Raw genomic sequence first — 8,869 nt, 5'->3', positions numbered from 1 at the left:
TGACGGCTCTTCGCCGTTTCCGGACCCAATCCGGAGCGCCGGCCTACTCCTGACGGTGGCGACGGAAACCTCGCTCATCCTCCGTTCGGCGGGGCTCCACGGGGCCGTGAGGTGAGGACTAGTCGGTCACCGGGTCCACCAGGTCGTAATTCTTGAACGGGGTTCAAGAATTCTTTGGCCGATGTGGCCCTATTTCGCGGATTCCGCAATCGATCCAGTCGTCCGAGACTGGGACGCGAGCTCAAACTCATGAGTTCCAGAGTGACTAGTGCGCAGGATGTGACGAGTCCGTCCCACTGGGCGAGACGGCCCTCCAGTGCGACGCCACTCTTTGTCGCTCCTCTGCACGCATGCTGTGATGGCGTCTACTCTGGTGGTGGGCGTATGGAGATACACGGACATCGAATCCGCAGCGAGTCGAACCCACCGGCTTCCTCGGACGGCAGACGGGTAGTTCCGCCCACAGCTGTGATCCGGTCGATACCGCCCGGGCGTGTGCCCGCGGCGCGTCGGCCGGCGGTCCGTCGGGAGGAGGGCTCACGCCCACATGGCCCACATCGACATGTCCGTTGCCTCCACCGAGGTAGCTCCGGATGTCGTCCCGACGTTACGACTCGTCGGTGGCGCCCGGCCGTTGGAAGCATGGCTGCAAGCGGTCGGTGAGGCCGAGGAGCCTTGCCTACTACTCGACCGGGACGGCGTCGTCTTGGCGGCCTCCTCGAACTGCCATACCGCCCTGGGCGTCTCGACGCGTCGCGACGGTCTCGTCGGGCGCGGACTACTCGAGGACGTCATCGACCTCATCGACTTCAGTGCCGCGCGGATGCGCCTCCGCCCCGACGAGGTGGAGCGCATCCCCCCGCTCTTCGCCTTGTCGACCGGTGCGCTGGCCCGGGGTCTCATGCGGATCCGGTCCGGCGCGAACACGTGGACGCTCGACGCGATCGCGACGCCGCTCCGCGTCGGTGGGGCGGTACTGGGCTCGCTGACGTTCTTCCACCGGGTCTGACCCGCCTGGGCTGACCCGGCCCGGCAAGCCGGAAATGTCGTCTCGGACGGCGCGCCCGGCCGGATAGGCTCCGGGCATGTCTGGTGTGCTCACTCGTTACGCGTACCTGGGACCCGCCGGCACGTTCGCCGAGCAAGCGTTGCGTCTGGTCCCCGGCGCAGCCGACGCTGAGCTTCTTCCGATGGTGACGGTGCCCGAGGCGCTCGGGGCGGTGCGGGACGGGAGAGCGGATGCCGCTCTGGTTCCGCTGGAGAACTCGGTCGAGGGCGCGGTGCCCCCCACCCTCGACGGGCTGGTCCGCGGGGATCTGCTGATGATCAACCGCGAGGTCCTGCTTCCGGTCACCTTCAACCTGTACGCCGCTCCCGGTGCCGACATCGGGTCGCTGAAGACCGTCGCGTCCCACCCCCACGGGCTCGCTCAGTGCCAGGGGTGGTTGCGGGAGAACGTCCCGGGCGCCGAGCTCGTTGCTTCGCCGTCGACCGCGGACGCCGCCGAAGGTGTCCTCCGGGGTGACTGGGACGGTGCGGTCTGCGCGCCGGTGGCCGGGCAGCGTCACCAGCTGGCTGAGCTGGCCGTCAACGTCGCGGACAACGCGTCGGCCGTTACCCGCTTCGTCCTGGTCACTCGCCCGGGTCGTCCGCCGGCGCCCACCGGCGCTGACGTGACATCGCTGGTCGCTTTCATCGCGCACGACCGCACCGGAGCTCTCCTGGAGGTGCTGACCGAGTTCGCCGTGCGCGGGATCAACCTGACCCGGATCGAGTCGCGTCCGACGAAGGAGCGGATGGGCAGATATTGCTTCTTCCTCGACTGCGACGGCCACATCGAGGACGCCCGGGTCGGCGAGGCGCTGATGGGCCTGCGGCGAGTCTGCGCGGACGTGCGTTTCCTCGGGTCCTACCCCAGAGCCGGCGCCGACCACGAGGGTGACGGACGCGCGGAGCCGTCGGACGACGACTTCGCCGACGCTGCGGCGTGGCTGGAACGCGTCCGCGCCGGTGAGGTGTGATTCCGGCGTTGCGTAGGCTGATCATCGTCCGGCACGCACAGAGCGAAGCCAACGCCGTCGGAAGCTTGCACTGCACCGTTCCCGGGCCCGCGCTCACCGCACAGGGAGTGGAGCAGGCTGAGAAGCTCGTGGCCACGCTGGCCGACGAAGACGTACGAGCCGTGTGGTCGTCGACGATGCTCCGTGCCCGTCAGACGGCGGAGCCGCTCGCGGTGTCCCGAGATCTCCCGGTACAGGTGCACGACGGCTTCCGGGAGTCGTACCTCGGTGATCTCCACGACCGGCGGGACGCCGAGGCGCACGAGGCGTTCGACGACGTTTATGCGTCCTGGCTGGTCCGGGCCGAGCTGGAGGTCCGTTGCCCCGGCGGCGGAGAATCCGGTGCCGAGGTACTGGAACGCTGGTTAGGAGCGCTCGACGAGGTGGTGTTGGGCCTGGACGTTGGTACCGCCGTCGTGGTCACCCACGGGGCGGCGACGCGCTTAGCCGTGTCTCGACTCGCCCACATCGAGCCTACGTGGGCCCTGACGCATCATTTACCGAATACCGGGCATATTGTGCTCGATGAGGAAGACGGGCGTTGGGCTTGCCGCAGTTGGGGCGGGCTCCAGCCAGGCTTCTAGGGGCGTCGACCGAGAAATCCGCCCGGCCGGGCGGGGCTGAGTCACCCGGCCGGGCGTACCAAAGGTGACAAACTAGGTACGGCTCCCCTCGTACCCCAGATGTTCCTTCTCTGGTGCGGTTAGGCTAACCTAACCTCATGACTAGGTCCAGAGGGTGCTTCGATGCGGGGGTCGCGCGATGACGCTGCCGCCCTCGGTCGCGCCCCGACCCGCGGTGAAGCTGCTCGCGGATCCCCCCGCGCTCCGGAGTTGGATCGCGCGCTACGGCGAGCAGCACGGCAGCTCGCGGTTCCCGGTCGCGTCGGCACTGGCGTTCAAGGCCTACACCTGGGCATTGATCGAGGTCGCCGTCGGCCGTTGGGTCACCGAGCGCCGCGTGGTCGACGTCTCGCCGAGTCGGGTGTCCGTCTCCGCCGAACCGGGCGGCGAACCGACGCTGGAATTCCTCTCGCTGCATTACACCGTGCTGCCGGACGACCCGATCGCCGGTGAGTCCGGTGTCTCGGTCGTGGAGTCCGACCAGGCGTTGCTCGACGTCCTTCGGCGGACGTTGGTCGAGAACCACCTGCTGCCCGCGGTCGAGGCGTTCCGCTCGCTCCGCGGCGGAGGCCCGCGACCGCTGTGGGGGACCGTGGCGCAGTCGATGGGCTACCCCGCCGCGACGGCCGACCCGGCGCTGCTCCCGGACCGCGCCGACACCGTGCGTCAGCTGCTCTCGATACTGCCCGCCGGCGTCGACGCCCTGGTGGAGATCGCGGAGCTGGACGAAGGCCACGGATGGCGTCCGCTGCTGCTGCGACGTACCTGCTGCTACGCCTACACACTGCCCGCCTACGGCCAGCCGTGCCTCACCTGCTGCCTCCTCGACGACGCCGGTCGTGACGCGGTGGCGGCAGCGGACCAGGTGGAGTGGCGCCGCTGCGGGAACTGCGCGCCGAACTGACACCGACGAACGACTCGGGCCGCGGCCTCCGGAGAGGTCGCGGCCCGCTGTCGTTCGGGGTGAGCGGTCGGCTCAGCTGAACAGACTGCCCAGGCCGCCCTGCTGCTGCTGGCCACCGCCGCCGGCGCCGAAACCGGCCGGCTGCTCGGACGGCTGCACGACGACGAAGCCCTGACCGGCGAAGCTCATCGTGAACGCCTCACCGGTCGTGCGACCGAGCAGCGTCCCGAGGCCGAGCTGGTCGGCGCGGTGGTACCCGGTCTGCAGCGACGCCGACCAGCACACCGCCGCCTGGGGGTCCGCGTAGGTCGGCTGGTCGACCCGGAGGACGACCGGCGTGCCCTTGCACGTCACCGCGATCCGACCCTGGCCGGAGAAGACCGTGTTGAACGCGCCCTGCGCGGAGAACATGCCGGCGCCCTGGACCATCTTGATGTCCCACTGCAGCGTGGGTTCGAACGCGAGCACGTTCGCACCGTTGATCGTCAAACCGTCGTGCGGGCCCTCGAGGTCGATCAGGTAGATGTCGGAAGCGGCGTCCGCGAGGAAGACGTCGCCCTGGCCGACGCACTTCATCAGCGGCACGCCTTCGCCGGTGAGCTTCTGCTTCAGGAACTTGCTCACCCCGCCGGACCCCTGGGCCTGGAACTGCACGTTCCCCTGGTACGCGACCATGGAACCGACCCGGGCGAAGACTTCGCCGCGCAGCTCCACCTTGAGAAGCTTCGAATTCTGCAGACGCAGGCCCGGCTGTGCGGACTCCTGCTCCATGTTCGAGGCGGCGAACAATTCAGAGCGCATGGTTTTCCCTCCACTGACCGTGGCTTCAGAGTAGAACCCGTCAGCCACCAGGGCAGCGGCAGGACACAGGAGTTCCTCAGGCCCAGCCCAGTTCGTGCAGCCGCTCGTCCGGAATGCCGAAATGGTGGGCGATCTCGTGGACGACCGTGATCGCGACCTCGTCGACCACCTCTTCTTCGGTGTCGCAGATCCGCAACGTGGGGTTGCGGTAGATCGTGATCCGATCCGGGAGCACACCGGCGTAATCCCAGCCGCGGTCGGTCAACGCATGGCCCTCGTACAGACCGAGCAAGCCCGGCTCCGGGGCGTCGTCCTCGACCAGGACGACCACGTTGCTCATCCGGTCGAGCAACTCCGCCGGGATCGCGTCCAGCGCGTCGCCGACGAGTTCCTCGAAGCGCTCCCGGCTCATCTCGACCACGGGCACCAGCCTAAGGGCGGTACTCGTCGAGCACGTCCGGGTCGACCAGGGCTCCGCGGTTGGCCACCTGGTCGGGGTCCGCGCCGAGCAGAATTCGCCGCACCGGTACCTCGAGCTTCTTGCCGGACAATGTCCGGGGGACGCCGCGGACCACCCGGATCTCGTCCGGAACGTGGCGGGGCGACAACTCCGAGCGCAGCGTCGAGCGCAACCGGCTGATCACGGCATCGTCGAGCGTCTCCCCGGCAGCGGGCACCACGAAGAGCAGCAGCCGGCCCTCGGCGCCGAGGTGGCCGGTGTCGACGACCAGCGAGTCGGCGATCTCACCGAAGCCCTCGACCACCCGGTAGAAGTCGGCCGTTCCCATCCGCACGCCGCCCCGGTTGAGCGTCGAGTCGGACCGTCCGTACACCACCGCACCACCGTCGGGGCGGATCCGCACCCAGTCGCCGTGCCGCCAGACGCCGGGGAAGACGTCGAAGTACGCCTCCCGGTACCGGGACCGGTCGGGGTCGTTCCAGAACATCACCGGCATCGACGGCATCGGCGCCGTGACGACGAGCTCGCCGACCTCGTCGATCAGTGGCCGGAAAGGCGGGTCCGGCACCGCTGGGTCGTACGCCTCCACCTTCGCGCCGAGGTGCCGGCACGGCAGCACCCCCGCGTGCACCGGCAGCAGCGGCACCGAGCCGAGGAACGCCGTGCACACGTCGGTGCCGCCGGAGATCGATCCGAGCAGCACATCGGCGCCCACCCGCTCGTACACCCAGGCGAAGCCCTCCGGCGGGAGCGGCGACCCGGTCGAGCCGACGAAGCGCAGCGCCGACAGGTCGAACTCCTCGGCGGGGCGGAGGTCCTGCTTGGCGCCCGCGGTGAGGAACGCCGCGCTCACCCCGAAGTGGGTGATCCCGGCCTCCGCCGCCACGCGCCAGAGCGCAAGTGGGTCGGGGTGCGCAGGGCTGCCGTCGTAGAGCACGACGGTCGAGCCGACGAGGAGCCCGCCGACCAGCAGGTTCCACATCATCCAGCCGGTGGTGGTGAACCAGAACAGGACGTCGTCCGGGCCGACGTCGACGTGCAAGGAGAGCTCTTTGAGGTGCTCCAGGACGATGCCGCCGTGGCCCTGGACGATCGGTTTGGGCAGGCCGGTGGTGCCGGACGAGTAGAGCACCCAGAGCGGGTGCTCGAACGGGACGTCGGTGTACTCCGGCTCCTGGAGGTCGGTGTCGGCGCCGAGTGAAGCCCACGTGACGGTGGTTGGGTGAACTGCGGCGGTGCCTCGGACGGCGTAGTCATCGGATTGAACCTGCACTACTGCGCGGAGGTTCGGCAGGGCAGCAGCGATCGACGTGACCGCGTCGCGCCGGTCGAAGGACCGGCCGTTGTAGCGGTAGCCGTCGACGGCGAGGAGCACCACGGGTTCGATCTGCGCGAAGCGGTCGACGACCGCGGAGACCCCGAAATCGGGTGAGCACGACGACCAGATCGCGCCGAGGCTCGCGGTGGCGAGGAACCCGATCACGGCCTCCGGAACGTTCGGGAGGTAGGCGGCGACCCGGTCACCCCGGCCGACGCCGAGGGCGCGCAGGCCGGCGGAGACCCGGGCCACCTCGCGAGCCAGTTCGCGGTAGGTGATCGGGCGGCGATTGCCGGACTCGTCAGCGGCAAGCAGAGCGACGCGGTCGGGCTGGGTTCGTGCGTGCCGGAGCGCGTTGCGGGCGTAGTTGATCGTGCTGCCGGCGAACCAGTGGACGTCCGGCATCTCCCCGCCGGTCACCACCGGACCGTCGGCGCGGGTGCCGAGGACGTCGAAGTAGGTCCAGATCGAGTTCCAGAAGCCCTCGAGGTCGTCGACGGACCATCGCCAGAGGTCGTCGTAGTCGCCGTCCCGGCCCAGCCAGCGCTGGTACGCAGTGATGCGGGCGCCGACTTTGACCTGGTCGTTCGGGCTCCACAGGAGAGCGCCCTCGGTGACGTCCATGCTAGATATTCTTCAACGCCTCGCGGCGGGAGAGCGGGGAAAGCTGATCCTCGTGCGCGGCGACGTAGGCGCGGACCCAGTCCGGATCGGTCCACGCGTACTGGCGCAGAGCCCAGCCGATCGCTTTGCGCAGGAAGAAGTCGCGGTCGTCGAGGTTCGGCTCGATCACGTCGACGAGCAACCCCAGATCCGTGTCGGCCTTGAACATGAGCTGGGACAGGATCGCGGTGCGGCGCAGCCACCGGTCGGCGTCGGTGCTCCAGGCGCGGATCAGGGGTGTGACGGTGGCCCGATCGGCGCGCAGGATCGGACCGACCCGGTTGCTCGCGAGCTCGTCGACGTAGTCCCACCAGGCGCCGTCGACGATCAGCTCGCGGTAGAGGGGAAGCGTGTCGGCGTCCTGGTGGACGCGGTAGGCCTTGGCGCCGGTGAGGGCGATCGCGGCGTACCGCTCCTCGCGGTAGGTGGCGCCGTGCCAGAGCTCGCGGACCGCGGCTTCCCAGGACGCCCGGTCGGGCAGCGGGTGTTCGGTGAACACGGACTTGGTGACCGCGGCCCGCGGCGTCTTCTGGACGCCGAGGAACGGCATCGTCGACTTCATGTAGGCCTGCATGCCGGGCGCCTTGGACGGGTCGGCCACCGCCGCGAGGCCGGTGCGGACTGCGGCGACCAGATCTTCGACAGGCATAGGGTCGAAGTATGGCGGAGCTGACTGTCCTGATCACCGGAGCGACCAACGGACACGGCCTGGCGCTGGCTCGGCGGCTGGCTGCGGACGGGGCCATCGTGGTGCTGCACGGGCGGACGTCGGCGAAGGCCGCGGCGGCCGCGGCCGACCTGCCGGGTCGAGTCGAGACGGTCGCTGCGGACCTGAGCGACCTTCGTGCGGTGGTGACGCTGGGTGCGGAGGTACGCCGCCGCTTCCCGGGACTGGACGTGCTGGTCAACAACGCCGGTATCGGCAGCGGGCCGCCCGGGCGGGGGCGCCAGGTCTCGGCCGACGGCATCGAGCGCCGGTTCGCGGTCAACTACCTGGCCGGAGTGGTGCTGACGTCGTCCCTGCTGCCCGGCCTCTCGCGCATCGTCAACGTCGCTTCGCTGGGGCAGGCACCGCTCGACCCGACCGATCCGCTGCTGGAGCGCTCGTACGACGGCGGCCGCGCCTACGCGCAGAGCAAACTGGCCCAGATCATGTGGACGATCGACCTGGCGGCGACCGTGCCGCCGGGCGTCACCGTCAACGCGATCCATCCCGGCACGTACATGCCGACCGGGATGGTCGCCGAGGCCGGGATCCGGCCTTTGACCTCCTTGGAGGACGGCGTCGCGGCGACCGCTCGGCTGGTCGGGCGCGCTGACGTCTCGGGTCGCTTCTTCAACGGGCAGCACGAGGCCGAGGCGGACCCGACCGCGTACGACCCCGGGGCACGCGAGTACCTGCGGGCGTTGACCGACAAACTGCTGGCGGAATTCCTACCAGCTGGTGCGTAGCGGGCGGCCCTCGTCGTACCCGGCGGACGACTGGATGCCGACCACGGCCTTCTCGTGCAGCTCCTCCAGCGACGCGGCGCCCGCGTAGGTGCAGGCCGACCGGAGGCCCGCGACGATCTGGTCGATGACGTCCTCGACGCCGGGCCGCTCGGGGTCGATGTACATCTTCCCGGAGCTGATGCCCTCTTCGAACAGGGCCTTGCGGGCACGGTCGAACGCCGACTCGGTGCGGGTGCGGTGCCGGACCGCGCGCGAGGAGGCCATGCCGAACGACACCTTGTAGAGCCGGCCGTCGCCGTCCTGCTGCAGATCGGCGGCGCTCTCGTAGGTACCGGCCAGCCAGGACCCGACCATGACGTTGGCGGCACCGGCGGCGAGCGCGAGCGCGATGTCGCGAGGGTGGCGCACACCGCCGTCGGCCCAGACGTGCTTGCCGTGCTTCCGTGCTTCCGCTGCGCACTCCAGGACCGCGCTGAACTGGGGCCTTCCGACGCCGGTCATCATCCGGGTCGTGCACATCGCGCCGGGGCCGACGCCCACCTTGACGATGTCGGCGCCGGCGTCCACCAAGTCTCGAACGCCGGNAAC

General features: G+C 69.7%; 9 protein-coding genes and 1 pseudogene. 5 read left to right on the top strand and 5 right to left on the bottom strand.

All coding sequences use genetic code 11. The features are described from left to right. Positions 1 to 547: 547 nt before the first annotated feature. The 4 genes from ABEB28_RS14770 (at position 548) to ABEB28_RS14755 (ending at position 3,587) form a co-directional block, all read left to right on the top strand. Entirely contained in the window at positions 548 to 1,009 is a 462-nt protein-coding gene (locus tag ABEB28_RS14770; RefSeq protein WP_345728619.1) for a hypothetical protein, read from the top strand. 76 nt (positions 1,010 to 1,085) lie between these two features. After that, positions 1,086 to 2,021, top strand: a complete 936-nt coding sequence (gene pheA, locus ABEB28_RS14765; protein ID WP_345728618.1) for a prephenate dehydratase — start codon at positions 1,086 to 1,088, stop codon at positions 2,019 to 2,021. An 8-nt stretch (positions 2,022 to 2,029) separates the two neighbouring features. Then, positions 2,030 to 2,644, top strand: a complete 615-nt coding sequence (locus ABEB28_RS14760) for a histidine phosphatase family protein (RefSeq protein ID WP_345728617.1) — start codon at positions 2,030 to 2,032, stop codon at positions 2,642 to 2,644. 178 nt (positions 2,645 to 2,822) lie between these two features. Then, positions 2,823 to 3,587, top strand: a complete 765-nt coding sequence (locus ABEB28_RS14755) for a hypothetical protein (protein ID WP_345728616.1) — start codon at positions 2,823 to 2,825, stop codon at positions 3,585 to 3,587. A gap of 72 nt (positions 3,588 to 3,659) precedes the next feature. Here ABEB28_RS14755 and ABEB28_RS14750 read toward each other — a convergent pair whose 3' ends face one another. The 4 genes from ABEB28_RS14750 to ABEB28_RS14735 form a co-directional block, all read right to left on the bottom strand. After that, positions 3,660 to 4,388: an AIM24 family protein gene (locus ABEB28_RS14750; RefSeq protein ID WP_345728615.1), complete on the bottom strand. Its 729-nt coding sequence runs from the start codon at positions 4,386 to 4,388 to the stop codon at positions 3,660 to 3,662. Between the two features lie 76 nt (positions 4,389 to 4,464). After that, the gene (locus ABEB28_RS14745) at positions 4,465 to 4,800 is read right to left on the bottom strand and encodes a metallopeptidase family protein (protein WP_345728655.1); all 336 of its coding nucleotides are present in this window, start codon (positions 4,798 to 4,800) and stop codon (positions 4,465 to 4,467) included. 19 nt (positions 4,801 to 4,819) lie between these two features. Further along, positions 4,820 to 6,790, bottom strand: a complete 1,971-nt coding sequence (locus ABEB28_RS14740; RefSeq protein WP_345728614.1) for an acetoacetate--CoA ligase — start codon at positions 6,788 to 6,790, stop codon at positions 4,820 to 4,822. 1 nt (position 6,791) lies between these two features. Next, a complete protein-coding gene (locus ABEB28_RS14735; RefSeq protein WP_345728613.1) occupies positions 6,792 to 7,478 on the bottom strand; it encodes a DNA alkylation repair protein in 687 nt (228 codons plus the stop codon). An 11-nt stretch (positions 7,479 to 7,489) separates the two neighbouring features. Between ABEB28_RS14735 and ABEB28_RS14730 the strand changes: the two genes are divergently transcribed. Further along, positions 7,490 to 8,281 carry an SDR family NAD(P)-dependent oxidoreductase gene (locus tag ABEB28_RS14730; RefSeq protein ID WP_345728612.1) on the top strand — a complete coding sequence of 264 codons (792 nt, stop codon included), beginning with the start codon at positions 7,490 to 7,492 and terminating at the stop codon, positions 8,279 to 8,281. Here ABEB28_RS14730 and ABEB28_RS43140 read toward each other — a convergent pair. After that, positions 8,264 to 8,863, bottom strand: a pseudogene (locus ABEB28_RS43140) (IMP dehydrogenase); the annotation flags it as partial. The gene ABEB28_RS14730 and the pseudogene ABEB28_RS43140 overlap by 18 nt on opposite strands. Between the last annotated feature and the right edge of the window lie 6 nt (positions 8,864 to 8,869).

It is taken from the genome of Cryptosporangium minutisporangium, assembly GCF_039536245.1.
In the GTDB taxonomy this organism is placed as follows: domain Bacteria; phylum Actinomycetota; class Actinomycetes; order Mycobacteriales; family Cryptosporangiaceae; genus Cryptosporangium; species Cryptosporangium minutisporangium.
Note: the sequence above shows the minus strand (reverse complement) of the source record. Positions and strands in the feature narration are given on the sequence as shown.

Excerpts from the sequence above, each read along its gene's own strand:
- ABEB28_RS14750 (WP_345728615.1), bottom strand. The coding sequence starts at position 4,388 with ATGCGCTCTGAATTGTTCGCCGCCTCGAACATGGAGCAGGAGTCCGCA.
- ABEB28_RS14755 (WP_345728616.1), top strand. The coding sequence starts at position 2,823 with ATGACGCTGCCGCCCTCGGTCGCGCCCCGACCCGCGGTGAAGCTGCTC.
- pheA (WP_345728618.1), top strand. The coding sequence starts at position 1,086 with ATGTCTGGTGTGCTCACTCGTTACGCGTACCTGGGACCCGCCGGCACG.
- ABEB28_RS14770 (WP_345728619.1), top strand. The coding sequence starts at position 548 with ATGGCCCACATCGACATGTCCGTTGCCTCCACCGAGGTAGCTCCGGAT.
- ABEB28_RS14745 (WP_345728655.1), bottom strand. The coding sequence starts at position 4,800 with ATGAGCCGGGAGCGCTTCGAGGAACTCGTCGGCGACGCGCTGGACGCG.
- ABEB28_RS14740 (WP_345728614.1), bottom strand. The coding sequence starts at position 6,790 with ATGGACGTCACCGAGGGCGCTCTCCTGTGGAGCCCGAACGACCAGGTC.
- ABEB28_RS14730 (WP_345728612.1), top strand. The coding sequence starts at position 7,490 with ATGGCGGAGCTGACTGTCCTGATCACCGGAGCGACCAACGGACACGGC.
- ABEB28_RS14735 (WP_345728613.1), bottom strand. The coding sequence starts at position 7,478 with ATGCCTGTCGAAGATCTGGTCGCCGCAGTCCGCACCGGCCTCGCGGCG.